Annotated in this window: 14 protein-coding genes; 9 read left to right on the top strand and 5 right to left on the bottom strand. The window is 75.7% G+C overall.

The window, feature by feature from the left end; translation table 11 throughout:
- Positions 1-2 precede the first annotated feature (2 nt).
- The gene (locus tag ACQPYX_RS22600) at positions 3-1277 is read right to left on the bottom strand and encodes a glycosyltransferase family 4 protein (protein WP_433799516.1); all 1275 of its coding nucleotides are present in this window, start codon (positions 1275-1277) and stop codon (positions 3-5) included.
- Entirely contained in the window at positions 1274-2779 is a 1506-nt protein-coding gene (locus tag ACQPYX_RS22595) for a 1,4-alpha-glucan branching protein domain-containing protein (protein ID WP_433799515.1), read from the bottom strand. The genes ACQPYX_RS22600 and ACQPYX_RS22595 overlap by 4 nt, the downstream gene beginning before the upstream one ends.
- A gap of 121 nt (positions 2780-2900) precedes the next feature.
- Here ACQPYX_RS22595 and ACQPYX_RS22590 point away from each other — a divergent pair, with 121 nt between their 5' ends.
- From ACQPYX_RS22590 to ACQPYX_RS22580, 3 genes are read left to right on the top strand one after another with little or no spacing between them, the layout of a single operon-like run.
- Positions 2901-3107, top strand: a complete 207-nt coding sequence (locus tag ACQPYX_RS22590) for a hypothetical protein (RefSeq protein WP_433799514.1) — start codon at positions 2901-2903, stop codon at positions 3105-3107.
- 45 nt (positions 3108-3152) lie between these two features.
- Entirely contained in the window at positions 3153-3425 is a 273-nt protein-coding gene (locus ACQPYX_RS22585) for a type II toxin-antitoxin system VapB family antitoxin (protein ID WP_433799513.1), read from the top strand.
- Complete coding sequence (locus ACQPYX_RS22580; RefSeq protein WP_433799512.1) at positions 3422-3820, top strand: type II toxin-antitoxin system VapC family toxin; 399 nt, start codon at positions 3422-3424, stop codon at positions 3818-3820. The genes ACQPYX_RS22585 and ACQPYX_RS22580 overlap by 4 nt, the downstream gene beginning before the upstream one ends.
- On the opposite strand, the gene ACQPYX_RS22575 is transcribed toward ACQPYX_RS22580, so the two are convergent.
- Positions 3798-4550 carry a class I SAM-dependent methyltransferase gene (locus ACQPYX_RS22575; protein WP_433799511.1) on the bottom strand — a complete coding sequence of 251 codons (753 nt, stop codon included), beginning with the start codon at positions 4548-4550 and terminating at the stop codon, positions 3798-3800. The genes ACQPYX_RS22580 and ACQPYX_RS22575 overlap by 23 nt on opposite strands.
- Before the next feature lie 83 nt (positions 4551-4633).
- Here ACQPYX_RS22575 and ACQPYX_RS22570 point away from each other — a divergent pair, with 83 nt between their 5' ends.
- The 6 genes from ACQPYX_RS22570 (at position 4634) to ACQPYX_RS22545 (ending at position 12175) form a co-directional block, all read left to right on the top strand.
- Positions 4634-5680, top strand: a complete 1047-nt coding sequence (locus ACQPYX_RS22570) for a FecCD family ABC transporter permease (RefSeq protein ID WP_433799510.1) — start codon at positions 4634-4636, stop codon at positions 5678-5680.
- A gap of 137 nt (positions 5681-5817) precedes the next feature.
- Entirely contained in the window at positions 5818-6831 is a 1014-nt protein-coding gene (locus ACQPYX_RS22565; protein ID WP_433799509.1) for a FecCD family ABC transporter permease, read from the top strand.
- Entirely contained in the window at positions 6828-7688 is an 861-nt protein-coding gene (locus ACQPYX_RS22560) for an ABC transporter ATP-binding protein (RefSeq protein WP_433799508.1), read from the top strand. Before ACQPYX_RS22565 ends, ACQPYX_RS22560 begins: the two co-directional genes overlap by 4 nt.
- Before the next feature lie 64 nt (positions 7689-7752).
- The gene (locus tag ACQPYX_RS22555; RefSeq protein WP_433799507.1) at positions 7753-8715 is read left to right on the top strand and encodes an iron-siderophore ABC transporter substrate-binding protein; all 963 of its coding nucleotides are present in this window, start codon (positions 7753-7755) and stop codon (positions 8713-8715) included.
- Between the two features lie 11 nt (positions 8716-8726).
- On the top strand, positions 8727-10487 hold the full coding sequence (locus ACQPYX_RS22550; protein WP_433799506.1) for an ABC transporter transmembrane domain-containing protein: 1761 nt from the start codon (positions 8727-8729) through the stop codon (positions 10485-10487).
- Positions 10484-12175 carry an ABC transporter ATP-binding protein gene (locus ACQPYX_RS22545; RefSeq protein ID WP_433799505.1) on the top strand — a complete coding sequence of 564 codons (1692 nt, stop codon included), beginning with the start codon at positions 10484-10486 and terminating at the stop codon, positions 12173-12175. The genes ACQPYX_RS22550 and ACQPYX_RS22545 overlap by 4 nt, the downstream gene beginning before the upstream one ends.
- Before the next feature lie 93 nt (positions 12176-12268).
- Here ACQPYX_RS22545 and ACQPYX_RS22540 read toward each other — a convergent pair whose 3' ends face one another.
- Positions 12269-25618 (bottom strand): amino acid adenylation domain-containing protein, encoded by a 13350-nt coding sequence (locus ACQPYX_RS22540; protein ID WP_433799504.1) that lies wholly within the window; start codon positions 25616-25618, stop codon positions 12269-12271.
- Complete coding sequence (locus ACQPYX_RS22535; RefSeq protein ID WP_433799503.1) at positions 25615-26964, bottom strand: lysine N(6)-hydroxylase/L-ornithine N(5)-oxygenase family protein; 1350 nt, start codon at positions 26962-26964, stop codon at positions 25615-25617. Before ACQPYX_RS22535 ends, ACQPYX_RS22540 begins: the two co-directional genes overlap by 4 nt.
- Positions 26965-26998 lie beyond the last annotated feature (34 nt).

Here is a 26998-nt window from a genome sequence, read left to right as displayed (position 1 = left end):
GCTCAGGGTCGGCCGAAGACGTTCCCGCCGGGGATCTTCGGGCGGCTCAGCTCCAGGCCGTCCCGACGACGGGTGGCGCGGTAGAGCGCGACGGTGTCCGCCGCGATCGTCGGCCAGGCGAAGTCGGAGTCGAGCCGCTCGCGGGCGGTGGCGGCCCGCCGGTGGGAGGCCTCCGGGTCGTCGAGCGCGGCGACCACCGCGGCGGCACAGCCCGCGACGTCGCCCGGGTCGAACGAGAGCCCGGTGACCCCGTCGAGCACCACCTCGCCGAGCCCGCCGGCCCGGCTGGCGACCAGCGGCGCGCCGGCCGCCGCGGCCTCCAGCGCGACGATCCCGAACGGCTCGTAGCGCGACGGGAGCACCACCGCGGACGCCACGCCGAGCAGGCGCGTGAGCTCGGCGTCGTCGACGTGGCCCAGCATGACGACCGCCCGCCGGACCCGGGCCTCGCGGGCGCGGGCGGCCAGCCACGCGGCGTGCGAGCCGGAGCCGGCGATCATCAGCCGGGTGCCGGGGTGGGCACGGCGGATCGCCGGGAGCGCGGCGATCACGTCCTGGATGCCCTTCTCCCACTCCAGGCGGCCGAACGTGACGAGGGTGGGCGGGCCGGATCGACGATGTGGGTTTTCTGGCGTTGAGTGCAAGGAGTGACGCTTTGCTGCCACCGGGGTGGGGGCCCAGCCCCGCGCGTCGATCCCGTTGTGCAGCACGGTGATGCGGTCCGGGTCCACGTCGAACAGGTCGGCGACCTCGGTGCGCATGGCGTGCGAGCACGTCACCACGGCGTCCGCGGCGTTCGCGAGCCACCACTCGACGCTGTGCACCTGCTGGTTGAGCGGCTGGGAGAGCCAGCCGCCGTGCCGCCCGGCCTCGGTGGCGTGGATCGTCGCGACCAGCGGCACGTCGGCCAGCTCGCGCAGGGTGATCGCGGCGTGGGCGACGAGCCAGTCGTGGGCGTGCACCACGTCCGGCCGCCAGTCGCGCAGGAGCCCCGTCGCCGCGCGGAGCAGCGCGTGGTTCATCGCGAGCGTCCAGGCGACGAGGTCGCGGACGAACTCCAGGTGCGGCGGGTCCTCGGCGACCCGCAGGACGCGGACGCCGCCCTGCACGGTGTCGGTCGTCGGGTGCGTCGAGGCGTCGGTGCCGGTCGGCTGGCGGGTCAGGACGACGACGTCGTGGCCCTGCGCGGCGAGGTGCGTCGCGAGCGCACCGACGTGCCGGCCGAGCCCGCCGACGACCACCGGCGGGTACTCCCAGGAGACGAGCAGGATCTTCATGCGTCGACCAGCACCCGGGATCGGGTCGGCACCAGGTGCCGGGCGTCGAGGTGCCCGAACAGATCGTCCTGCGCGGCGAACTCCGCGGCCCGGCGCGCGGCCTCCTCGTGCCGGCCGGCCGGGAGCAGGTCGGTGAGCTCCCGGACCCGGTCGCGGTGCTCCGACGCCCGCCGCCGGGCGTAGTGCGCGGCGGAGTCCTTCGTGACCATGAACGCCCAGTCGCTCGACAGCGCCAGCGCCGCCTGCACGGCGAGCGCATCGAGCGTGGTGTCCCGCCCCGTCGACCGCGGGACGCCGTCGACCGCCGCGAGGAGTCGGGTCGCCACCTCGGTGTTGTCGGCGACCAGGTCGCGCACCGCGGCGCCGTCCCACACCCGCCAGTCCTTGCCCGACCCCCACGACGACGGCGGGAGCACCACCGGCTCCTCGACGTGCCCGGCCTCGACCGCCCCGCGCAGCGTGGTGACCCGCACCCCGGCCTCGGGCAGCAGCGTCAGCACCTGCTCCAGCCACGCCGGGCCCTCGTGCCACCAGTGGCCGAAGAGTTCGGTGTCGTAGGCCGCGACGACGAGGCCGGGCCGCCCCCGGCGGGCCCGCAGCTCGCGCAGCCGCGCCACCACCGTGGCGACGAAGTCCTGCGCGTCCCGCCCGACGGCGGCCGCGGCCCGGTCGGGCTCGTAGGGCGCCTTCTCGGCGACCTTCCTCCCGGTCACCCGGAACGGCTTGAAGCCGGACGCGTGGTCGAAGGCGTGGAAGTCGCGGTAGTCGGGGCCGCCCGGGTAGCCCGCGCGCGGGGACCAGACCCGGTAGGTGACCTCCAGGTCGCGGCCGAACGCGACGACGTCCGACCCGTCGACCGGGTGCGCCGCCGCGGTGTCCCCGTGCAGGGCGGGGCCGTCGACGAGGAACCGCCGCACCCCGGCCGCCGCGTACTCCCGCTCCATGCCGGGCGCGTAGCCGCACTCCGGCGCCCAGATGCCCTCCGGACGGGCGCCGAGGCGCCGGGTCGTGTCGCGCAGCCCGCCGTCGAGCAGGAAGCGGCGGACCCGCCCGGGCAGCAGCGGGCCGAAGGGGTGCGTGACCGGGCCGCCGAGCAGTTCGACGACGCCGGAGTCGGCGAGTCCGCGGAACACCGGCGATCCACCGTGCCGCCAGGTGCCCTCGAAGGTCTCCAGGGCCGTCGCGGCGGCGCGGTGCTCGCGGACGGCGGTGTCGGGGAGTCGGCGGTGCGTCGCGTGGGCCCGGAGCTGCCAGTCGGCGAGCCAGGCGTGCATGGCGCGCAGCGTGTACGGGTGGTCGAGCTGGGCGGCGAGCACGGGCGTGACGCCGAGGGTGAGCACGTCGCGCCGGCCCTGCTCGGCCAGGCGGTGCAGCACGTCGACCACCGGCAGGTAGGAGTGCGCCCACGCCTGGTAGAGCCAGTCCTCACCGACCGGCCACGACCCGTGCCGGGCCAGCCAGGGCAGGTGGGAGTGCAGGACCAGGCAGAACGTGCCCTCCATCGGCCTCCTTCGCACCGGGACCCGCAGGTTACCGGTGGGTAGTGGAAGATCGACCCCGGGTGCCGACGGTACGGTCGCCCGACGGCGGTCACGCCGGGGCCGCCCGTCGAGGAGGCGCGCCATGAAGAAGCTCGCGGAACTGCTGGTGTGCTTCCTGCATCCGATCGCAGTGATCCTGGTGTGGCTGAACCTGATCGTCCGCCCCGAGCTCAGCGGCACCGCGAAGATCGTCTGGGGCGTCCTGGCGCTGGTCCCGGTGGTGCCGTTCGTCTACGTGCTCACCGGTGGCGAGCTGTGGGAGGGGAAACCGAAGCCGCAACTGCGGTGACGTTCCACCGTGCTACCGTCGGCGTTCCACCATGGAGGAGCGGCCGTGACGGCGCTGAACATCAAGAACGACGAGACCTACGCCCTCGCCCGGCAGCTGGCCGACGAGACCGGTGAGAGCCTCACCGAGGCCGTGACCACCGCGGTGAAGGAGCGGCTCGCGCGGTTGTCGCTGCGCACCGAGGACGACGAGTTCGAGGCGCGGTTGGCCGCGATTCGCGAGATCGCCGCCGACGCGGCCGCGCGGTGGGGGCCGTACGACCCGGACGAGGATCCGACGGCATTCCTCTACGACCAGGAGACGGGGCTGCCGCGGTGATCGTCGACTCGTCGGCGCTGGTGGCGATCCTGCGGCGCGAGGAGGACGCCGAGCGGTACGCGCGTGCCCTCGCCGCATCGTCGCGGACCCGCGTGTCAGCGGCCACGTATCTCGAGGTCGCCATCGTGATCGACGGGCACCGGGAACCGGTGCTGAGTCGGACGCTCGACGCCCTGCTGCAGACGGCGGCGATCGAGATCGTCGACCTCACGGCGCGCCAGGCGGAGATCGCCCGGCAGGCGCACCGGGACTTCGGGCGGGGTTCCGGGCACCCGGCGAAGCTGAACTACGGCGACTGCTTCTCCTACGCGCTGGCCATCGAGACCGGGGAGCCCCTGCTCTACAAGGGAGACGACTTCGTCCACACCGGCGTCAGGTCGGCCGTACCGCGCTGACGACGAGGTCCAGCGAGGCGTCCACGTCGTCGGCCCGCAGGTCGAACTCGTCGACCGACACCGCCGTGACGTCGTCGAGCAGCTCCGCCGGCCACGGGTCGTCCGACAGGGCCAGCGCGATCTGGGCGTCGACGATCGACCCGCCGTGGCGCGCATCCCGTTCGCGCAGCACCGCGCCGTGGTGGAGCCCGCGGACCTCGACGCGGGAGAACCCGGCGTCGGGAAGCATCGCCGTGAGGTCCTCCGCCGCGAGCTCGCGGGTGTGGAACGGGTTGAGCGGGCGGTCGTCGAGGGCGTTCCCGGGGGAGAAGGTCAGCCGGTTCGGCGTGGAGCAGTGCAGCCGCCCGCCCGGGCGCAGCACGCGGGCGCACTCCCGCAGGAACCCCGGCTGGTCCCACAGGTGCTCGATGACCTGGAGATTCACGACGACGTCGAGCGACGCGTCCGGCAGCGGGAGGCGCTGCAGGTCGGCGCGCACCACGTCCAGCCCGTAGCGCCGGCGGACGTGCGCGGCCGTCGCCGCCTCCAGCTCCAGGCCGATCACGCGGTCCGCGACACCGGCGAGCAGCGCCGCCCCGTAGCCCTCCCCGACGCCGGCCTCGAGCACCACCGCGTCCCGGCAGTCCTCGACCAGTGCCAGGTACACGGCCTCGTGCCGGCGGAACCAGTAGTTCTCCGCCGGGATGCCCGGCACGGTGCGCTCGCCGGTCAGCGGCAGGGTCTCGGTCACGGTGGGACATCCTCCTGTCCCCGTCCGTGACCCGCGTCGGTTAGGTTGGGCTCACCTCAGTCGAGTCCTCGAGGAGGGGCCACGTGACCGCGCTCGCCGAACCACCGGCGGGGACACGTGTCCCTCGCACCCGGAGGCCGACGCTCGTCGTCGGGATCGCGCTGGTGGCCCTCGTCGTCGCCGCGGTGCTCTCGATCATGGTCGGGGCCGCCCTGCTGAGCCCGGCCCAGGTGTGGGCCGGGCTGACCGGCACCGGGGTCGACCAGTCGGTCGCGATCGTGCAGGACCTGCGGGTGCCGCGGACGCTGCTCGGCATCCTCGTCGGGATCGCGCTCGGCGTGGCCGGAGCGTTGATGCAGGGCCACACCCGCAACCCGCTCGCCGACCCGGGACTGCTCGGGGTGAGCGCCGGCGCGGGCTTCCTGCTCGTGCTCGCCATCCAGGTCCTGGGCGTCACGAGCCTCTACGGCACGGTGTGGTTCGGCTTCGCCGGTGCCGCCCTCGCGAGCGTGCTCGTGTTCGCCCTGGCCTCGCTGGGCGGGAGCCGGGCGGGCGGACCGACCCCGGTGACGCTCGCGCTGGCCGGCGTCGCCGTGAGCGAGCTGCTCATCGCGATCACCTCGGCGCTCGTCCTGCGCGACACCGCGTCGCTCGACGCCTACCGCTTCTGGTCCGCGGGCGCCCTCGACGACAAGGACTCGGCCGCCTCGCTGCAGATCGCCCCGTTCATCCTCGCGGGCCTGGTCCTCGCCGCGGCGAACGCGCCCGGCCTCAACGTGCTCGCCCTCGGCGAGGACACCGCCCGCGGCCTCGGCCACCACGTGGGCCGCGCCCGCGCCCTCGGCATCGCGGCGATCACCCTGCTCGCGGGGTCGGCCGTCGCGGTGGCCGGGCCGATCTCGTTCGTCGGGCTCGTCGCGCCACACATCGCCCGTTTCTTCACCGGGCCCGACCACCGCTGGCTGCTGCCCGTCGCCGGTCTGGGCGGCGCGACGCTGGTGCTGGTCGCGGACGTGGTCGGCCGGCTGGTGGTGCGGCCCGGGGAGCTGCAGGTCGGCATCGTGCTGGCCGTGGTCGGGGCGCCGTTCTTCATCGCGCTGGTGCGCCGCCGGAAGCTGGCGCGGCTGTGACGGTCCGACGTGAGGGGACGATCCGCCCGCCCCAGCCGCGTGAGGGGACCCCTGACGAGGGTGGGGCGGGCGGATCCTCCCGTCGCGGGGTCCTGACGACGGCTCGCCGCGGCTTCCGCGTCGGGCCGGTCACGGGCGTGTGGCGGACCCGTGCGGTGGTGGTGGCGCTCGTCGCGGCCGTCGCGCTGGTGCTGGTCTCCGCGGTCAACCTCGGGCGCGGCGACTTCCCGATCCCGGTCACCGAGGTCATCCGCATCCTGCTCGGCGGCGGCGACTCCGCGGACGCCTACATCGTCACCGAGCTGCGCCTGCCGCGGACGCTCACCGGCGTGTTCGTGGGCGCCGCCCTCGGGCTCGCCGGCGCGTTGACCCAGGCCGTCGTCCGGAACCCGCTGGCCAGCCCGGACACCCTCGGCGTCACCGACGGCGCGAGCCTGTTCGCCGTCGCGTCGGTGGTGCTCGCGGGCGGTGCTGGCGTGTCGGGGCTCGCGGTGTCGCCGGTCGGGACGCCGATCGCGGCGCTGGCGGGCGGCCTGGTCGCGGCCGCGCTGGTCTACGGCCTGGCCTACCGGAAGGGGCTCGACGGCTTCCGCCTGCTCCTCGTCGGGATCGGCATCAGCTCCGCCGCGGTGTCGCTGACGACCTACCTGCTCGTCTCCGCGAACGTCCAGCAGGCCGGCCAGGTGCTCACCTGGCTGCGCGGGTCGCTGGCGAGCCGCTCGTGGGAGAACGTCGTGCCGGCGGGCATCGTCGTCGCGATCGGACTGCCGCTCGCGATCGTGCTCGCCTTCCGGCTGGCCGCGCTGGAGCTCGGCGACGAGTCGGCCCGGGGGCTCGGGGTCCGGGTGGACCGGGCGCGGGCCGGCGTGGTCGGCGTGGCCGTGGTGCTGGCCGCCGTGGCGACCGCGTGTGCGGGACCGATCCGCTTCGTCGCGCTCGTCGTCCCGCAGATCATGCTGCGCCTCTCCGGCGGGTCGCGGCCCCCGCTCGTCGCCTCCGCCCTCGGGGGCGCGCTGCTCGTCGTGGCGGCCGACCTCGTGGCCCGCACCGTGCTCGGCGAGGCGGTGCCCGTCGGGGTCGTCACCGTCGTCGTGGGCGCCCCCTACCTGCTCTACCTGCTCGTGCGCCGCACCCGGAGGAGGACCGTGTGAGTACGGACCTGACCACACCCGCCGTCGAGAAGGCGATCCGGACCCGGCTGCGCACCGAGGGGCTGCAGGTCGGCTACGACGACCGCCTGGTCGTCGGCGCGGACGGGGGCCTCGACCTCGACGTCGTCGAGGGCACCGTCACCGCCGTGATCGGGCCCAACGGCTGCGGCAAGTCGACGCTGCTGCGCGCCATGGCGCGGCTGCTCGCACCGCGGCACGGCCACGTGCTGCTCGACGGCGAGCGGATCGACCGGATGCCGTCGAAGCAGGTGGCGACCGTGCTCGGCGTGCTGCCCCAGGACCCGGTCGCCCCCGAGGGGCTCGTGGTCGCCGACCTCGTCGCGCGCGGGCGCCATCCCCACCAGCGGTGGTTCCGGCAGTGGAGCCCGGACGACGAGGCCGTGGTCGCCGAGGCGCTGGCCTGGACCGGGACGAGCGAGTTCGCCGATCGGCCGCTCGAGACGCTCTCGGGGGGCCAGCGCCAGCGGGTGTGGATCTCGATGGCGCTCGCGCAGGGCACCGACGTGCTGCTGCTCGACGAGCCGACGACGTTCCTCGACCTCGCCCACCAGGTCGACGTGCTGGACCTGGTGGAGCGGCTGCACCGGGAACGGGGCCGGACCGTCGTCATGGTGCTGCACGACCTGAACCTCGCCGCCCGCTACGCCGACCGCCTCGTGGCCATGCACGACGGCCGGATCGCCTGTTCGGGGAGCCCGGCGGAGGTGCTGACGGAGACGACGATGCGCGAGGTGTTCGGGCTGGAGGCGAAGGTCGTGGAGGACCCGGTGTCCGGCACCCCGCTGGTCCTGCCGATCGGTCGCCGCCACCGCGAGCGTGACGATCCGGACAGTTGACCTTCGGGCTGGATTAGGTGAGCCTCACCTCCGAACCGTTGCCGTCCGTCCGGAGCCGCATTCCATGAGTCACCGCCGACGCCCCTTCGTGGCGCTCCTCCTCGGCCTCGTCGCCGCCCTCGTGCTGTCCGCCTGCGGCGGCGGTCCGGAGTCGGGCACCGCCGCGTCCTCGGCGCCCGCCGCCCCCGGCTTCCCGGTGACGATCAACCACAAGTTCGGGTCGACGACGATCCCGAACAAGCCGGTCCGGGTCGTCACCGTCGGCTACAACGACGTCGACTTCGCCCTCGCCCTGGGCGTCGTGCCGGTCGGCGAGCGGCAGTTCCTCGGCTCGTTCGACGCCGCGAACCGCCCGTGGGCGCAGCAGGCGCTCGGCGGCCAGCGGCCCGAGCTCGTCGGCGGCAACCAGATCGACGTGGAGAAGGTCGCCTCGCTGCGGCCCGACCTCATCCTCGGCGTCTACTCCTACATGGAGCGCGCCGACTACGACGCCCTCTCGCGCATCGCGCCGACGATCGCCGACCCGCAGGACGGCGTGGCCGTGCCGTGGCAGGAGCAGACCCGGATCACCGGACAGGCCCTCGGCGAGTCCGCGCGGGCCGACCAGGTGATCGCGAGCGTCGAGCAGCGCTTCACCGACGCCAAGAACGCCAACCCGCAGTTCGCCGGGAAGACCGTCGCGGTCGACCTCACCGCCAACGGCTCGACGAACTCGCTGGGCACCGACGACCTGCGCACCCAGCCCTTCACCGGGCTCGGCCTGCAGGTCGCGCCGACCACCCGGGAGCTGTCGTCCGAGCAGCTCGGCGAGCTGAACAAGGACGCCCTCGCGGTGTTCGGCACCGACGAGGCCGGCGCCCGCACGATTCCGACCTTCAACACCCTGCCGGTGGTGCAGCAGGGCCGGGTCGCGTTCCTCGGCGGCGAGACCTCGATCTTCGCCGGGGCGGTCGGGTTCGGCAGCCCGCTGTCGCTGCCCTACGCGATCGACGCCATGGTGCCGCCGCTGGCCCAGGCCCTGCGGTAGGACTCCGGCCCATGACGAACGAACGGCACTCTCGCGCGCTCCGTGCACCCGAGAGTGCCGTTCGTCCGGTGCTGCGCGACGCCCTGCGCGCCCGCCGCGGCCCGATCGCGGCGGCCACCGTGCTGTTCTGCGGTCACCAGGCGGGGGAGGCCCTCGTCCCGGTGCTGGTCGGTGTGGTCATCGACCGCGCCGTCGCCACCGGCGACCCGGCCGCCCTCCTGTTCTGGCTGGCCCTGCTCGGGCTCGACTTCCTCGTCCTGTCGTTCTGCTACCGCTGGGGCGCCCGCCGCTCCTGGTACGCGGACGTCACCACCGACCAGGCGCTGCGGCTGCGGGTCGCCGACCGGGTCCTCGACCCCCGGGGCGGTGCGGAGACCGGGCGCCTGCCCGGCGAGCTCACGTCGGTGGCGGTGAACGACGCGAAGCGCGTCGGCGTCGTCGCCTTCGCCCTGCCGCTGGCCACCGCCGCGCTGGCCGCGATGGCGGTCGCGGCCACCGTGTTGCTGACCTCCTCGCTCGTGCTGGGCGTGCTCGTCCTCCTCGGCACGCCCGCGCTCCTGGCCGCCGTGCACTACCTCGGCCGTCCGCTCGAGCGCCGGTCCGGCCCCGAGCAGGAGGCGGCCGCCCGCGCCTCGGGCGTCGCCGCCGACCTCGTCGAGGGCTTCCGCGTGCTCGGCGGGCTGCGCGCCCAGCCGGCGGCGGTCACCCGGTACGTCGGCGCCTCCCGGGCGGCGCTCGCCGCGACCCTCGGCGCCACGCGGGCGCAGGCGCTCTACCAGGGCGCGGTGCTCGCGATGAACGGCCTGTTCCTGGCCCTCGTCGCCCTGGTCGGCGGGCGCCTGGCCGCCTCCGGGGTGATCTCGGTCGGGGAGCTGGTGGCCGCCGTCGGGCTCGCGCAGTTCCTCGTCACCCCGCTGCAGATCCTCGGCTGGGTCAACGGTCGCCTCGCGCAGGGCCGGGCGTCGTCGCGGCGCATCGGCGAGGTCCTGGCCTCGCCGTACGCGGTCGGCGTGGGCGCCCCGGACGCGAACGAACGGCACTCTCGCGCACATAGAAGCTGCGAGAGTGCCGTTCGCTCGGAAGGAGAGCCCACCGATCCGGCGAAGGGCGAGCTCCGGCTCCGCGGCGTCCTCGACGGCGTGGACCTCGACCTCGAGCCGGGTGCCCACGTCGGCGTGGTCTGCGCCGACCCGGCCGACGCGGCCGCGCTCGTCCGGGTACTCGCCCGCGAGACCGAGCCCGCTCCCGCCGTCGTGACCCTCGACGGCACGGACGTGACCGCCCTCGCCCCGGAGCACTCCCGACGGCGGGTGCTGGTCGCCGCGCACGACGCCGTCCTGTTCTCCGGCACCGTGGCCGAGGCGGTCGGTGCGGCCGCGGCGGGCGACGTCCGGCCCGCCCTGACCGCCGCGCACGCCGACCAGGTCGCCGAGGTGCTGCCCGACGGGCTGGACAGCGCCGTCTCCGAGCAGGGCCGGTCGCTCTCGGGCGGGCAGCGGCAGCGGCTCGCGCTGGCCCGGGCGCTCGCCGCCGACCCGCCCGTCCTCGTGCTGCACGACCCGACGACCGCCGTCGACGCCGTGACCGAGGCCCGCATCGCCGAGGGCGTCGCCGCGCTGCGCACCGGCCGGACCACGCTCGTCGTCGCCACCCGGCCCGCGCTGCTGGCGGCGACCGATCGGGTGGTGCACGTCGTGGACGGACGCGTGGCGGCGACGGGGACGCACGCCGCCCTGCTCGACGACCCCACCTACCGCGGAGCGCTCGGATGAGCCGGACCCTGCTGCCCGTCGCGTCGGGTCCCCGCATCCGCGCCGTCCTCGGCGGCCTGCTGCGTGAGCGGCGCGGGATCGTGCTCGGCGGGCTCCTCGCCCTGCTCGCCAGCGCGGGCGCCAGCATGGCGGTCGCGCCGCTGCTGGGCCTCGTCGTGGACGTCGTCGTCGACCGCCGGGGACCCGACGCGGTCACCGCCCCCGTGCTCGGCCTCGTCGCGGCGGCCCTGGCGCAGGGCGCGTTGGCGGTGCTCGGCGGCGTCCTCGTCGCCCGGGCCGGGGAGGGCCTGCTCGCCGACCTGCGGGAACGCTTCGTCGCGCGGGCACTGTCGCTGCCGCTCGCGCGGGTCGAGGAGGCGGGTTCGGGCGACCTGACGAGTCGGGTCACCTCGGACCTGTCCCTCGTGGGCGACGCCGTGCGGGAGGCGGTCCCGAACGTCGCGCGGGGCGGGCTCGTCATCGTCGCGACGCTCGTCGGGCTCGCCGCGCTGGACTGGCGCTTCCTGATCGCCGCCCTCGTCGCGCTGCCGGTGCAGGCCCTGACCGCTCGCTGGTACCTGCGCCGGTCGACGCCGCTCTACGCCGAGCAGCGCCGGGTCGGGGGCGCCCAGCAGCAGCAGCTGCTCGACACCGTCGGCGGGATCGGCACCGTGCGCTCGCTGGTGGTGCACGACGAGCACCGGGAGCGGGTCTCCTCGCGCGCCGCGGACGTCGTAGCGCTCGCCCTGCGCGTGGTGCGGCTGCAGACCGGCTTCTTCGGCCGCCTGAACCTCGCCGAGTTCCTCGGGATCGCGGCGGTGCTCGCGACGGGGACGTGGCTGGTGTCGATCGACGCGGCCTCGGTCGGCACGGCGAGCGCGGCGGCGCTGTACTTCATCGCCCTGTTCACCCCGATCAACGAGACGCTCTTCCTGCTCGACACCGTGCAGTCCGCCGGGGCCTCGCTCGCCCGCGTGGTGGGGGTGGCCGACCTGGAACCGGAGCCCGGGCGGGCGCCGGGGGAGGACGGCACGGTCGCCGTCCGCGGGGTCTCGCACAGCTACGTGGCGGACCACGAGGTGCTCTCCGACGTCGACCTCGAGGTGCCCGCCGGCGCCCGGGTGGCCCTCGTCGGCGCGAGCGGCGCGGGGAAGACGACGCTCGCCGGGCTCGTCGCGGGGGTCCACGTCCCAACGACAGGAGCGGTGCACGCGGGTCGGGTCGGGCTCGTGACCCAGGAGGTCCACGTCTTCGCCGGCCCGCTCGCGGACGACCTCCGGCTCGCCGCACCGACGGCGTTCGACGACGACCTGGCCGCCGCCCTCGACGCGGTCGGCGCCACCGGGTGGGTGGCGGCGCTGCCTGACGGGATCGACACGGTCGTCGGCGCCGGCGGGCACACCCTGACCGGTGCGCAGGCCCAGCAGCTCGCCCTCGCCCGGCTGCTGCTGGCCGACCCGCCGGTCGCGGTGCTCGACGAGGCGACGGCGGAGGCGGGCAGCTCCGGCGCCCGGGCGCTGGACGCCGCGGCCGACCGGGTGCTGGAGGGCCGCACCGGGATCGTGGTGGCGCACCGGCTGGTCCAGGCCGCGACCGCCGACCGCATCGTGGTCATGGACGCCGGGCGGATCGTGGAGTCGGGCACGCACGACGAGCTGCTCGCGGCCGGGGGTCGGTACGCGCGGCTGTGGTCGACCCAGCAGGTCTGATCCCACCCCCGGGTCCCGGCCCCCTGTGGCAGCGAAGCGTCGTTGCTGTCACCCAGTGACAGCAACGACGCTTTCCTGCCATCGAGGGCCCACTCAGCCGACCAGGTCCGCCACCGCCGCCACCAGCTGCACCGCCATGTCGGTCGGCACCACGTCGACCCGCCGGGTCACCTCCAGCGTCAGCTCGGTGCCCGGCGCCGACTCCGCGAACGACACGACGAGGTCGGCGTCCGACACGCCCGTCGACACGGCCGACAGCTCGCCGAGCACCGAGGTCTCCTGCTCCAACGACGGCTCCTCGTGCTGCACCAGCAGCACCGGGGGCCGCCACAGCCCGGTCGCCTCGGCGGTGACCACGAACGGCGTCCCGGCGTGCGCGAACGCCTCCAGGTCCCGCGCGCGCACCTCGTCCACCGTGGCCGCCGTCGACGTCCGGAGCACCACGACGTCCGCGATCCCGCCGACCAGCCCGTCGAGCGCGGCGTCCGTGCGCCCGGCCGTCAGCGCGGCCAGCGGCAGGTCCGGCCCGTACCCGAGAGCGCCGAGCGCGTGCGCGAGCCCGGTCTGCAGCACCATCAGCAGCGACGCCCCGTGCCGTCGGGCCAGCGCGTCCAGGCCGCGCCGCACGTCCGCGGGCACCGTCACCGTCTCCAGGACCGCGGGACCACCCGACGGCCCGTACACCGTCGTCGGCAGCCCCTCGAGACCGGGCGGGAGCGAGGACGGCGAGGCCGAGGCCCACCGCGCGTAGTCCGAGTACGTCACCGGCAGCGGCGCGAACGACGGGGCCGTTCCCGACGACCGCGCCGCCACCGCCGTCGCCAGGTCCCGCAGCAGCGGCACCACCGACCACTCGTCCACCGCGAGGTAGCCCAGCACCAGCAGCAGCGACCCGTCGTCGAGCAGGTGCGCCCGGAACGCGGGCTCGACGGTGAGGTCGAACGGCTCCCGCGCCAGCTCCGACGCCGGGGACGACGACCGCCGCACCGGCACGTCCACCGGCACGGGCGACCCGTCGGGGTAGCTCCACGTCAACGGCTCGTGCCGCGCCACCACGTCGTCGAGCGCCGCCGCCAGCGCGGAGAACGTGAACGGCCCCGCCAGCCGCAGTACGTGGTCCGGCACCGGCGTGAGCCCCCGCGCCAGCCGCCACCGCTGGGCCGGTGCCACCGCCGGTCCGCCCGACGAGCGCACCAACGCGGGACGTGCCCGCGGCGCCCCGGCCACCCGCACCGCGAGCGCCCGCACGGTCGGCGCCTCGAAGACGTCGCGGACCGCGAGCTCGGCGTCGAGCTCCGTGCGGATCGCCGAGAGCAGCCGCATGGCGGCCATCGAGTGCCCGCCGAGCGCGAAGAAGTCGTCGGTGACCCCGACCGTCTCCAGCCGCAGCGTGTCGGCCACCAGCTCGGCCAGCCGGGCCTCGTCGGGAGTGGCCGGGGCGACCCCGCCGACCAGCGCCGACCAGTCCGGCGCGGGTAGCGTCCGGCGGTCGAGCTTGCCGTTCGGCGTCAGCGGGATCTCCCCGACCACGATCACCAGCGACGGCACCATGTGCTCCGGCAGCCGCGCAGCGGCATGGTCCCTGACCGAGGCCGGATCCGGAGCGCCGTCCGGCGTCACGTACCCGACGAGCCGCGTCAGGTCGCCGTCGGAGTCCGCCACGACGACGGCCTGGCGCACCTCCGGGTGGTCCGCCAGCGCGGCCGCGACCTCCCCGGGCTCGATGCGCACGCCGCGCACCTTGACCTGGTCGTCGTCGCGCCCGAGGAAGTCGACGGCCCCGTCGGCCCGCCACCGCGCGCGGTCGCCGGTCCGGTAGATCCGGGCGCCGTCGGGGGCGGCGACGAACCGGCCGGCGGTCAGGCCCGGCCGCCCGAGGTAGCCGGTCGCGAGCCCGCGGCCGCCGACGTACAGGTCCCCGGCCACGCCCGGCGGCACCGGCCGCAGCCGGCCGTCGAGGATCCGCACGACGGTGTTCGGGTCCGGCTCGCCGATCGGCAGCGGTCCCTCCCAGCCCGGCCGCGCCCGCCACAGCGTCGAGTTGACCGTGGCCTCGGTGAGCCCGTAGGCCACGAACAGGTCGAGCCGCTCCGCCCACCGTGCGACGACGGCCGGGGGCACGGTCTCCGTCCCGACGAGGACCGTGGTCCCGTCCGGGATCGTCGCGTCGTCGGGCAGGGCCGCGACCAGCGACGGCGGCAGGATCGCGTGGGTGATCCGGTGCTCGCGCAGGAACGTCGTCAGCGCGGGCCCGGCGACCCGCGCCTCGTCCGGCAGCACCACGAGCCGCGCGCCGAGCGTCAGGCCCATGACCAGCTCGAACGCCGCCACGTCGAACCCGACCGACGCGAACTGCAGCACCCGCGACTCCGCCGTCACCCCCATCCGGTCCACGGCCGTCGCGGCGAGCGACGCGATGCCCTCGTGCGGCACCGCCACGCCCTTGGGGCGCCCCGTCGAGCCCGACGTGTAGATCACGTACGCGGTGGCCGCGAGCGGCACCGCCACCGGCCCCGGGCCCTCGTCGGGAAGGGCCTCCGGCAGCACCAGCCGCGTCCCGACGACCGGCGTGGTCGGGTCGGTCTCCGGCGTCACCACCACGAGCGCCGCGCCGGAGTCGCGCAGCATGTGCTCGAGCCGGTCGGCGGGGTGGGCGAGGTCGAGCGGCAGCCACGCCGCGCCGCGGCGCAGCACCGCGAGGACGGTCGCCACCATCGTCACCGACCGCGGCACCGCGACCCCGACGACGTCGCCGGGTGCGACCTCGAGCAGCGACGCGATCCCCGCCGCGAGCGCGTCCAGTTCGCGGTAGGAGAGCTCCCGGTGCTCGTCGGCCACCGCGACCGCGTCCGGCGTCGTCGCCACCCACCGCGCGAACGCCGCGGCGACCGTCTCCTCCTCGACCGGCCGCGCCGTGGGGGAACCGCCGAACCGGGCGAGGGCCTCCCGCTCGCGCGTGAGCAGCACGTCGAGGTCGTCGACCGGGGTGTCCGGCGACCCGACCACCGTGCGCGCCACGACCGCGAACCGGGCCGCGAGCTGCCGGGCCGACTCCGGGTCGAACAGGTCGGCCGCGTACTCCAGGTGCAGCGTGAGGTCGCCGTCGGTCTCGGCGAAGCTGAACACCAGGTCGAACATCGCCGTGCGGTGGGCGACGTCGACCTCCGTCGCCTCGACCCCCGGCAGCTCCAGCGGGGCTCCGGACCGCACGTGGTGCCCGACCATCACCTGGAACAGCGGCGTGCGGGCCACGGTGCGCGGCGGGTCGAGGTGCGAGACGACCGCCTCGAACGGCACGTCCGCGTGCGCGAAGGCGGCGAGGTCGGTCGCCCGGACCCGGTCGACGAGCTCCCCGAACCCCGGCGCGCCGGAGAGGTCGGTGCGCAGCACGACCGTGTTGACGAAGAACCCGACGAGGTCGTCGAGCCGGGGGTCGTCGCGGCCGGCGACCGGCGCACCCAGCGGCAGGTCGACGCCCGCGCCGACGCGGGCGAGCAGGGTGGCCACGGCCGCCTGCAGCACCATGAACGTGCTGGCCCCGTGCTCGGCGGCCAGCGCCCGCAGGCCGGCGCTGACCTCGGTGTCCAGCGGGAGCGTGACCGAGCCGCCGGTGAAGGTCGGCCGGGCCGGCCGCGGCCGGTCGTTCGGCAGCACCAGTTCCTCGGGCGCCCCGTCGAGCGTCCGCGCCCAGAACGCGAGCTGCTCGGCGCCGACGGCGTCGAGCAGCTCGGACTGCCAGCGCGTGTAGTCGAGATAGTCGACCGGAAGTGGTTCGAAGTCCGGTGCGTGCCCGTCCCGCCGGGCCGTGTAGGCGGTGGCGAGGTCGGCGGCGAACGGGCGGTCGGACCACTCGTCGGTGGCGATGTGGTGCAGCGTGAGCACCAGGACGTGCTCGTCCCCGTCGGAGATCAGCAGGGCCCGGATCGGCAGCTCCCGGTCGAGCGCGAAGGGCCGGGCGATCTCGGCGTCGACCCGCTCGTCGACGTCCCCGGACGCGGACGCGCGCGCGAGCCGGAGCGTCGGCCGCTCCAGGACCCGCTGCTTCTCCCCGGACCCGTCCCCGTCGCTCCGCCCGCCTCTCCCGACGACGGTCCGCAGCGGGACGTGCCGCGCGACCACGTCGGTCAGCGCCGCCTCCAGCGCGTCCGCGTCGAGGTCGCCGGTCAGCCGGACGACGAGCGGGTAGTGGTAGGCCGCGCCGGCCCCGTCGAGCTGGGCGAGCATCCACAGCCGCTGCTGGGCGGGGGAGAGCGGCACGTCGCCGTCGACGTCGCGGTGGGCCAGCTCGGGCCGGGCCGAGGTCCGCTCCCCGACGTGCGCGGCCAGGCCCGCGGGCGTGGGCGCGTCGAACAGGTCCCGCAGCGTGAGGTCGGCGGACAGGGCCTGCCGCGCCCGCGAGAGCAGCCGCGTCGCCAGCAGCGAGTGCCCGCCGAGGTCGAAGAACGCGTCGTCGGGCCCGACCGGGCACTTCTCCCCGTCGCTCCGCTCGCCCTGCCACAGCCCCAGCACGTCGGCGAACAGCCCGCACAGCGTCTCCTCGACCGGTCCGGCCGGAGCCCGCCCGCTGCCCGGTGCCGCGAGGTCCGGCGCGGGCAGCGCGCCGACGTCGAGCTTGCCGTTGACGGTCAGCGGCAGGTCGTCGACGGCGACCACCGCGGCCGGCACCAGGTGGTCCGGCAGCCGGGTGCGGAGCTCGTCGCGCACCCCGTCGGTCCGCCCGACGACGTACGCGACCAGACGCGCGCCTCCGAGGCCGCGCCGGTCGGCGACCACCGCCGCGCGGTGCACTCCGGCCAGCGCCGACACCGCCGCCGCGACCTCGCCCGGCTCGACCCGGTGCCCCCGGATCTTGACCTGGTCGTCGGTGCGCCCGAGGTAGTCGAGGATGCCGTCGGGGCGGCGCCGCACCAGGTCGCCGGTGCGGTACATCCGGCCCCCGCCGGCGTCGGCGACGAACCGCTCCGCCGTCAGCCCGAACCGGTCGAGGTAGCCCCGCGCGAGCCCGTCGCCGGCGATGTACAGCTCGCCCGGCACCCCGTCCGGCACCGGACGCAGCCACGGGTCGAGCACGTGCGCCCGCGTGTTGACGATCGGCTTCCCGACGGCGGGCGTGGCCGAGTCCGCCGTCCCGGCGCCCAGCGTGTTGATCGTGTACTCGGTCGGGCCGTAGAGGTTGTAGCCGAGGACGCCGTCGGCCTCGCGCAGCGCGGTCCACAGCGTGTCCGACACCGCCTCCCCGCCGAGCAGCACGAGCGGCATCGGGCCGCCCCGCCGGGTCGAGCTCCGCTCCGCTTCGTCTCCCCCCTCGAGCAGCCCCTCCTCCAGCAGCGCCTCCGCGTACGTCGGCGTCACGTTGACGACGTCGACGTGTTCGGCCCGGGCGTGCGCCACCAGCCGGGTCGCGTCGCGGCGCAGCTCCTCGTCCAGGACGTGCACCTCGTGGCCCTCGACGAGCCAGAGCAGCTCCTCCCACGACATGTCGAAGGCGAACGACACGGTGTGCGCGATGCGCAGCCGCCGGCCGCCGGCCGCCGCGATCACCGGCTCGAAGATCTCGGTGCGGTGGTTCAGCTGCATCCCGGTCAGGCCGCGGTACGGCGTGACGACGCCCTTCGGCCGCCCGGTCGACCCCGACGTGTAGATGACGTACGCGGGCCGGTCGAGCCGGGCGGGGTCGTCGCGGGCGAAGCCGTCGACGTCCGGCAGCGGGCCGACGGGCAGCGCGTCCCGTTCCGCCACGACGGCGGGGTCGTCGATCACGAGGGCCGGGACGTCGGCGGCCGCCAGCGAGTCGGCCACCGCCGCGACCGTCAGCAGGACGACCGGCCGGGCGTCGCGCATCGTCTCCACGAGGCGCTCGGCGGGATGGTCGAGCTCCAGCGGCAGGTACGCGGCACCCGCGCGCAGCACCGCGAACAGCGCGATCACGGTCTCGGCGCTGCGCGGCACGGCGAGCGCCACGACCGTCTCCGGCCCGGCACCCCGCGAGCGCAGCAACCGGGCCGTGCGGTCGACCGCGGCGTCGAGCTCGCGGTAGGTGAGCCGGACGGCGCCGTCAGGGGAGGATCCGCCCCCACCACCCTCGTGAGGGGACCCCTCACGCGGTCGGGGCGGGCGGATGTTCCCCTCACTCACGACCGCGAGGTCGTCGGGCACGAGCGCGGCCCGGTCGGCGAGCAGGTCGGCGACGGTGGCGTTCCCGACGTCGACGGTGTGCCCGTCGCGTGAGGCGCGCACCGCCGCGTGCTCGTCGGGCAGCAGCGGATCGAGCGCCGCCGCGGGCGCGTCCGGAGCCGCGAGCACCTGGGCGAGCAGGTGGGAGAACCGCTCGAGCCAGCGGGACCCGTCGTCGCCCAGGGTGTGCCCGAGCGTGAGCCGCATCCGCGCGCCCGGGGTGACGACGAAGGTCAGCGGGTAGTGCGTCGCGTCCGCGTTGCGCAGCGCGGTCACGCCGTGGCGCGCGGAGAACTCGGCGATCCGCTCCTCGCCGCCCTCGGGCCGGTAGACGAAGAGCGTGTCGAACAGCGTCGGGTGCGGCGAGCAGCGCTGGATCGCGCCGAGCCCGACCCACTCGTGCGGGGCCAGCGCCAGGCGCTCGGCCTGCACCCGCTCCACGAGCGCGCCGACCGGCTCGGCCGCGTGCAGCACGATCCGCGCCGGCGCGGTCGTCAGGAAGAGCCCGACGGTGTCCTCGACGTGCGGGACCGCGTCGGGGCGGCCGGCGACGGTGGTGCCGAAGACGACGTCGGTGCGTCCGGTGGGGACGCCGAGCACGAGGCCCCACACCGTGGAGAGCACGGTGTTCGGGGTGACGCCGCGCTCCCGCGCGAGGGCGCGGACCTGCTCGGTGACCTCCGCCGGGAGCTCGAGGGTGTCCTCGCGCAGCGGCTGCGGCGACGGCGGGTCGACCAGCGTGGGCTCCTCGAGCCCGGCCAGGGCGGTCCGCCAGGCCTCGGTGGCCGCGGCGTCGTCCTGCGCGCCGAGCCAGGCGAGGTGGTCGCGGTAGGAGCCGGTCTCCCCGGCGGGCGCCCCGCCGTGCAGGGCGTCGAGGAGCTCGGTGAGCACGATCCACGCCGACCAGCCGTCCCAGAGCAGGAGGTGGCGCGAGAGCAGGATGCGGTCGGCCTCCGGGCCGTGGACGAGCAGGACCCGGAACAGCGGCGGGTCGGCGAGGTCGAAGCGCCGGTCGCGGTCCTCGGCGGTGATCCGGTCGACCTCGGCGGCGTCCGCGGCGTCGATCTCGACGACGGGTGGGTCGAGGTGGGCGGCGACGGTCTGCGCCGGCTGGTCGAGGCCCGCGTCGGTGAAGGCCGCCCGCAGGGCGTCGTGGCGCTCCAGCAGGCCGGCGACGGCCCGACGGAGGTCGGCGACGTCGATGCGGTGGTCGAGGTCGATCGTCTCCTGGATGCCGTAGACGTCGGCGCCCGCGTCCACCGTCGCGTGGAAGTACAGGCCCTCCTGCAGGGGCGAGAGCGGCCAGACCTCGGCGACCTCGTAGGGCGCGCGGACGTCCTCGCGGGCCACCGGGGCGACGAGCTCGTGGGCCTGCACCGGGCGCGCGCTGCCCGCCAGCGCTGCGATCGCGGCCGGGGTGCGGCCCTGCAGGACCTCCGCCGGCCCGACCTCGACGCCAGCGCGGCGGGCCCGGCTCGCGACGCCGATCGAGGAGATGGAGTCGCCGCCGAGGGCGAGGAAGTCGTCGTCGACGCCGACGTCGGTGCCCAGCACCTCCGCGAACACCGCGACCAGCGTCCGTTCCGCGTCGGTCGCGGGCTCGCGCCCGGCGGCCCGCTCGGTCGTGGGGGCCGGCAGGGCCGCCCGGTCGAGCTTGCCGCTCGGCGTCAGCGGGAGGTCGTCGAGCACGACGACCGCGCTGGGCACCATCGCCTCCGGCAGCGTCCGCGCGACGGCGTCCCGGACCGACCCGTCGTCGGGAACGTCTCCGACGACGTAGCCGACGAGGGCGGGGGAGGGCCCGTCGGTGCGGACCACCGCGGCCGCCCGGCGCACCCCGTCGACGGCGGCGAGGGCCGCCTCGACCTCGCCGAGCTCGAGGCGCTGCCCGCGGATCTTGACCTGGCCGTCGGCGCGGCCGAGGTACTCCAGCTCGCCGTCGGGACGGCGCCGGACGACGTCGCCGGTGCGGTACCGGCGCTCGCCGTCGGGACCGGCCACGAACCGCTCGGCGGTGAGGCCGGGTCGACCGACGTAGCCCCGCGCGAGCTGCACGCCCGCGAGGTAGAGCTCGCCGGGCACGCCGTCCGGGACCGGACGCAGCGCGGGGTCGAGCACGTGCACGCGGGTGTTCCACACCGGGGCGCCGATCGGGACCACGGTCTCGCCGGGCGCGACGGTGTGCGCGGTGACGTCGACGGCGGCCTCGGTCGGGCCGTACAGGTTGTGGATCGGCGTGCCCGTGAGCTCGTGCCAGCGGTGCGCGTCGCCGGCGGGCAGGGCCTCGCCGGAGGCGAACACGTGCCGCAGGCCCGCCGCCCAGGACGCGTCGGCGGTGACGGCCTCGTCGGCGAGGAAGCCCGCGAGCATGGACGGGACGAAGTGCATCGTCGTGACCCCGTGGCGGGCGATCAGGTCCGTGAGATGGCCCGGGTCGCGGTGCCCGCCGGGGCGGGCGAGCACGATCGCGGCGCCGACGGAGAGCGGCCAGAAGAACTCCCAGACGCTGACGTCGAAGCCGGTCGAGGTCTTCTGCAGGACGCGGTCCCGCGCGTCCAGGCCGTACGTCGCGTCCATCCACGCGAGGCGGTTGTCGATCGCGCGGTGGCCGACGACGACGCCCTTGGGCCGGCCCGTGGAGCCGGAGGTGAACAGGACGTAGGCGGCCGCGTCGAGGTCGGTGTCGGGCCAGGGGAGCGCGCCGGTCGCGTCGTCGACCTCGACCCGGCGGAGCCCGTCCGGGGTCGGCGTGCCGGCCGTCGTGACCACCGTCGTCACGCCTGCGTCGGCGACCATCCCGGCGAGGCGCTGCTCGGGCAGGTCGGGGTCCAGCGGCACGTAGGCCGCGCCGGCCCGCAGCACGCCGACGAGGGCGACGACGAGGTCCGCGCCGCGGGGGACGGCGACACCGATCGTGTCGCCGCGTCCGTGCAGCCGCTGGGCGAGACCGGCCGCGCGCGCGTCGAGCTCGGCGTAGGTGAGCGTGGTGCCCTCGGCGTCGATCACGGCCGTGTCGTCGGGCGTGGCCGCGACCTGCTCGGCGATCCGGCGCCCGAGGGTGCGGGGGGTGACGAGGTGGTCGGTGTCCTGATCCGGCTCTCTGCCATGGGGCAGAGCCGCGACGGTGGTGTCGAGGTCGGCGGCGAGCGCGGCGAGGGTGCGGGCGAGGAGGTCGAGCACGAGCTGCGCGGCGTCGTCGGAGACCCGCGCGGCGTCGTGCTTGAGGGTCAGCACGGTGTCCTCGCCGGTCGCGGCGATCAGGGCCAGCGGGTAGTGCACGGCGTCGACCACGTCGACGCCCTCGACCGTCACCGCACCGCTGCTCGTCGGCGGCGGGTAGTTCTCGACGACGACGAGCGAGTCGAACAGCTCGCCGTGGCCGAGGGCGCGTTGCAGGGCGCCGAGCGGGACGTCGGAGTGGTCGAGCAGGTCGGTGCGGCGCTGCTGGAGGCGGTGCAGGACGTCGGCCGCGGTGTCGCCGGGGGCCCACGTGACCCGCACGGGCAGGGTGTTGATGAACAGCCCGACGGCCTCGCCGATGCCGTCCAGCCCCGCGTCCCGACCGGACACGGTGCTGCCGACGACGAGGTCCCGGCTGCCGGTGAGCGCGCCGACCGTGAGGCCCCACGCGCCGTGCAGGAGGGTGCCGAGGGTCAGGCCGCGCTGCCGGGCCGTGCGGGTGAGCCGACGGGTGGTGGCCGCGTCGAGCTCGTGTCGGAGCTGTCGGTGTGGCGGGGTGGCACCTCCCGGTGCCAGCAATGCGTCACCGCTTGCACTGGACGCCAGGAAATCCGCATCGTCGGCCCGCCGGTCCGCGTCGGTCGACGGTGCGGCGTTGCTGTCACTGGGTGCAAGCAGTGACGCATTGCTGGCACTCGGGAGTGCCTCCGCGAGCAGCGTCGGGCCGTCCAGGTCCGCGAGCGCCGACCGCCACGCCGACACCGCCGCCTCGTCGTCCCGGGCGGCCTCGAGCGCGGCGTACCGCCGTCGCATCAGGGCGGTGTCGTCGGCCCCCGTCCCGGCCAGGACCTCGCGGACCAGCAGCGCGACCGACCAGCCGTCGAGCACCAGGTGCTCGAACGTCAGCACCAGCCGCGCCTCGTCGTCGGCCGTCCACAGCAGCGCCGCGCGCAGCAGCGGCGGCGCGGCGAGGTCGAACCGGACGGAACGCTCGCGGGCGACCTCGTCGGCGACGGAGCCGGAACCGGACAGGTCCACCTCCCGCCACGGCAGCTCGACGGCGCCGGCGACCACCTGCACCACGCGGCCGTCCTCGCGCTGCACGAAGCCGGCCCGCAGCTGCGGGTGCCGGTCGAGCGCGGCCTGCAGACCCGACCGGACGCGCGCGGCGGAGATCTCCCCACGCAGCCGCACGACCTCCGTGACCACGTAGACGTCGGAGACCGCCGCGTGGAAGAAGAACCCCTCCTGCAGCGGGGACGCCGGCCAGACGTCGACGCCGTGGGACGGCCCCGCCACCAGCGGTCCGTCCGGCACGACGACGTCGTCGGTCGCCACCGCCACCGCGGCCAGCCCGGCCACGGTGCGCTCGGTGAAGATCTGGCGCGGCGTGATCTCCAGCCCGGCCGCGCGGGCGCGCACCACCAGCGAGATCGAGACGATCGAGTCGCCGCCGATCGCGAAGAAGTCGTCCTCGGCGCCCACACCCGGGACGCCCAGCACCTCGGAGACCAGCGCGGCGAGCAGCTCCTCGCGCGGCGAGCGCGGGGCCACGCCACCGACCTCGGCGGCCGGGTCGGGCAGCGGCAGCGCGTCCACGTCGAGCTTCCCCGACGACCGCATCGGCAGCGACGGCACCGCCACGAGCCCCGACGGCACCAGGTGCGCGGGGAGCTCCGCGCGCAGCGCCTCCCGGAGCCGGGTCGTCACCTGCGCGACGTCACGGAACGGCGCCGGTCGGGTCGCGACTCCGTCGCCGGCCGGCAGGTACACCGGGCCGTCGGCGCCGAACAGCGCCACCAGGCACGTCGGGTCGGCCGGGTCCGGGGCCACCCCCGTCGCGCCCCACGCGACCAGGTCCTCCGGGTCCACCCCGCCGTCCACGTCGACGTCCGGCACCAGCCGCGCGTTCGGGATCCCGCCGACCCGCACCGGGCGCTCGTCGGGCACCGAACCCGACCACGGCACTGTCGGGACGTCGCTTCCCGGAGCGGACGCGCGGCCGCGCCGCAGCACCGCGTGGAAGCGGTACCGGGACAGCTCGTCGTGCACCCGCCCGCGCTCCACCGACACGTCGACGGCCAGCCCGAGCGACGCCCCCACCGCGCACACCAGGTCGGGGTCGACGAGCAGCTCCGGCTCCCACGCGACGCCCGCCTCGACCGCCCGCGCGGCGTCCCCGCCGGTCAGGCCCTGGGCCCGCGCCACCCCGGTGCGCAGCGCGCGCAGCAGCCCCGCGTGCCGCAGGTCGCCGAGGAAGAGCACGCCGTCGTCGGAGAGCAGCGCCGCGGCCTGCGCGATCACGTCGCGCAGGTAGGCCTCGTCGGGGAAGTACTGCGCCACGGAGTTCACGACGACGAGGTCGAACGGCCCGGTCAGCTCGCCCACCTCGTGCGCGGGGCGGGCCTCGAGCGTCACCTGCGCGGCCCAGGGCTCCGCCGCGATGCGTCGTCGCAACCCCTCGACCCCGGCGGCGGAGAGGTCGATCCCGACGAACGAGTCCACCTGCGGCGCGATCTCGGTGAGCAGCAGCCCGGAGCCGACGCCCACCTCCAGCACCCGCCGGGCGTCGGGCGCCGCGGCGCGGATCGCGTCGACCGTGGCGTCGCGCCAGGCGCGCATGTGCTCGCGGGGGAGGGGCGAGCCGTCGTAGGTCGAGTTCCAGCCGGCGAACCCGTCGTCGAAGGTCGCCTCGGCGTCGGCCGCGGAGTAGAGCAGCTCGTGCAGCTCCTCCCAGCCGGCCACGTCGGCCGTGCCCTCGAGCGAGGGGACGACGTAGGCGACGAGACGCTCGTCGCGCACCACGACGGCGGCCTGCGCCACCTCGGGCCGCGCGCGCAGCACCGACTCGACCTCCCCGGGCTCCACCCGGAACCCGCGGATCTGCACCTGGTCGTCGGTGCGGCCGAGGAAGTCCAGGACGCCGCCGTCGGTCCGCACGAGGTCGCCGGTGCGGTAGAGCCGCTCGCCGGGCGGACCGAAGGGGCTCGCGACGAACCGCTCGGCCGTCAGGTCCGGCCGCCCCAGGTACCCCCGGGCCAGGCCGGGACCGCCGAGGTAGAGCTCGCCCGATCCGCCGTCGGGCACGGGCGCGAGGTCCGGGCCGAGGACGTACGCGGTGGTCAGCGGGTCGGCGATGCCGATCGGGACGCTCGAGCGCGTCGAGTCGGGCTCGACCTCGCCGAGCGTGGAGTTCACGGTCGCCTCGGTCGGGCCGTAGGCGTTGAACATCCGGCGACCGCGGCCCCAGCGGGCCACCAGCTCCGGCGACACCCGCTCGGTCCCCGCGAGCAGCGTGGCGGGCGGGAGGTCGACGTCCGGCGGCATCGCCGCGAGCAGCACCGGCGGCAGGATCATGAACGTGACGCCGTGCGTCCACGCGTAGTCCGCGAGCTCGCGCGTCGGGGTGCGCAGCTCCGTCGGCACGACGACGAGGCGCCCGCCGGAGAGCAGGGCCAGGCACAGGTCCCAGAAGGCGACGTCGAAGCTCGGCGACGCGAAGGCGAGGACGGCGTCGTCGGGACCGATGCCGAAGCGCTCGGTCTGGGTGGCGATCAGACCGTCGACGCCCGCATGGGTCACGACGACGCCCTTGGGTCGCCCGGTCGAGCCGGACGTGTGGATGACGTAGGCGGCGTGCTCCGCCGTGATGCCCGGGTCGAGCGGCGCGCGCGGGCCTCGGTCGAGGTCGATCTCCTCGAGGTGTACCGGGTTCCCGGCGCCGGGATCCTGCCGACGGGTGGTGACGACGACGGCGGGACGCGCGTCCGCGAGCACGGCCGCGACGCGGGCGGGCGGCTGGTCGACGTCGACCGGGACGTACGCGGCGCCCGCGCACAGCACCGCGACCTGGGCGACGACGAGGTCGATCCCGCGGGGCAGTGCGATCGCGACGAGCCGCTCGGGTCCGGCCCCGCGGTCGAGCAGGACGTGCGCGAGCCGGGCGGCCCGGTCGGCGAGCTCGCGGTAGGTCAGCCGTTCGTCGGCGTGGACCACGGCGAGCGCGTCGCCGCGCCGGTCGACCTGCTCGGCGAAGCGGTCGGGCCAGGTGCGCAGCCCGGTGGTCGTGGGACGGCCGATGAGGGTCATCGGCCGGCGGCGGCGACGGCGGGCCGGGCGAGCGGGGTGCCCCGCTCGTCCCGTGCCGCGACCATGGCGGCCACCATCTCGCCCGCGCGCACCGCGACGTTGGAGAGCAGCGTCGAGGTGAGCCCGTGGGTGTGCTCCGTCGCGCCCGGCGCGAAGAAGCCCGCCGTCACCTCCGGCGGGGTGACCACGCTGTAGTCGCGGTGGAAGTGCGCGCGGCCCTGGTCGTCGCGCGGCCAGTCGGCCGCGGCGTCGCCCAGCATCGCGAGCGGGTCGGCGCAGCGGTAGCCCGTGCAGTAGACGACCAGGTCGGCCTCGACCGTCTCCTGCCGCCCGTCGATCAGCGACTCCACGACGACGTCGGTGTGGCCGTCGTGCGGGCGGAGGTCGGCGACCTCGGAGGCGTTGTGGAACCGCAGGCGCTCGCGGCCCGCGACCCGCTCCTTGTAGTGCTGGCGGTAGAGCGCGGTGATCAGCTCGCCGTCGACCACGGAGTAGTTCGTGTTCCCGTGGTAGCCGAGGATGCGGTCCTTGACCTCGGGCGGCGCCGCGTAGAAGTCGTCGACCGCGTCGGGGTCGAAGATGCGGTTGGCGAACGAGCTGTCGTCGGCCGGGCTGAAGCCGTACCGGGCGAAGATCGCGGAGACCTCGGCGGTGGGGAAGCGGCGGTGCAGGTGGTCGACCACCTCCGCGGCGCTCTGCCCGGCGCCCACCACCGCGATCCGGCTGGGGTCGTGGATCTCGGGCAGGCGGTGCAGGAGGTCCTTCGAATGCCACACGCGGTCGCCGAGGGGTGTCCCCTCCGGGACGTGCGGGACGAGCCCGGTGCCGAGCACGACGTTCCGGGCGGTGAGGGTGCGCTGACCCCCGGGGCCCTCGACGTCGACCTCCACGAGGTCGGCGGGTCCGCCCGGCCCGGGCACGAGCCGCAGGGCGGTGACCTCGGTGCCGTAGTCGACGACGTCCGCCGGGATCCGGTCCGCGGCCCACTCGAGGTAGTCGTGGAACTCCTCGCGGGTGGGGTAGGAGCTGCCGTAGTTGATGAAGTCGACCAGCCGGTTGCGGTCGTACAGGTAGGACACGAAGGAGAAGCCGCTGCGCGGGTTGCGCAGGGTAGCGAGGTCCTTCAGGTAGCTGACCTGCATCGTCGCGTCCTCGAGCAGCATCCCGCGATGCCAGCCGAAGCGCTCCTGACGCTCGAGGAAGTGGCCGGTCAGCGGCGGCCCGGCGTGCGTCTCGCCGTACTCGGCGAGCGCGATCGCGAGGGCGAGGTTGGACGGGCCGAACCCGACCCCGACGACGTCGTAGACGGTCTCGCGACCGGCGGGGGGCTGCGGGACAGCAGGCATCGGCGTCCTTCCAACGAGGTACCAGGCGACGAGT

Source organism: Actinomycetospora sp. CA-084318 (assembly GCF_050955885.1).
GTDB lineage: Bacteria > Actinomycetota > Actinomycetes > Mycobacteriales > Pseudonocardiaceae > Actinomycetospora.
The sequence above is the reverse complement of the archived record's forward strand: the minus strand, read 5'-3'. Positions and strand labels throughout refer to the sequence as shown.

What these genes read in the sequence shown, in the direction of transcription:
- ACQPYX_RS22600 (WP_433799516.1), bottom strand. Translation starts at nt 1,277, where the DNA reads ATGAAGATCCTGCTCGTCTCCTGGGAGTACCCGCCGGTGGTCGTCGGC.
- ACQPYX_RS22595 (WP_433799515.1), bottom strand. Translation starts at nt 2,779, where the DNA reads ATGGAGGGCACGTTCTGCCTGGTCCTGCACTCCCACCTGCCCTGGCTG.
- ACQPYX_RS22590 (WP_433799514.1), top strand. Translation starts at nt 2,901, where the DNA reads ATGAAGAAGCTCGCGGAACTGCTGGTGTGCTTCCTGCATCCGATCGCA.
- ACQPYX_RS22555 (WP_433799507.1), top strand. Translation starts at nt 7,753, where the DNA reads ATGAGTCACCGCCGACGCCCCTTCGTGGCGCTCCTCCTCGGCCTCGTC.
- ACQPYX_RS22550 (WP_433799506.1), top strand. Translation starts at nt 8,727, where the DNA reads ATGACGAACGAACGGCACTCTCGCGCGCTCCGTGCACCCGAGAGTGCC.
- ACQPYX_RS22545 (WP_433799505.1), top strand. Translation starts at nt 10,484, where the DNA reads ATGAGCCGGACCCTGCTGCCCGTCGCGTCGGGTCCCCGCATCCGCGCC.
- ACQPYX_RS22540 (WP_433799504.1), bottom strand. Translation starts at nt 25,618, where the DNA reads ATGACCCTCATCGGCCGTCCCACGACCACCGGGCTGCGCACCTGGCCC.
- ACQPYX_RS22535 (WP_433799503.1), bottom strand. Translation starts at nt 26,964, where the DNA reads ATGCCTGCTGTCCCGCAGCCCCCCGCCGGTCGCGAGACCGTCTACGAC.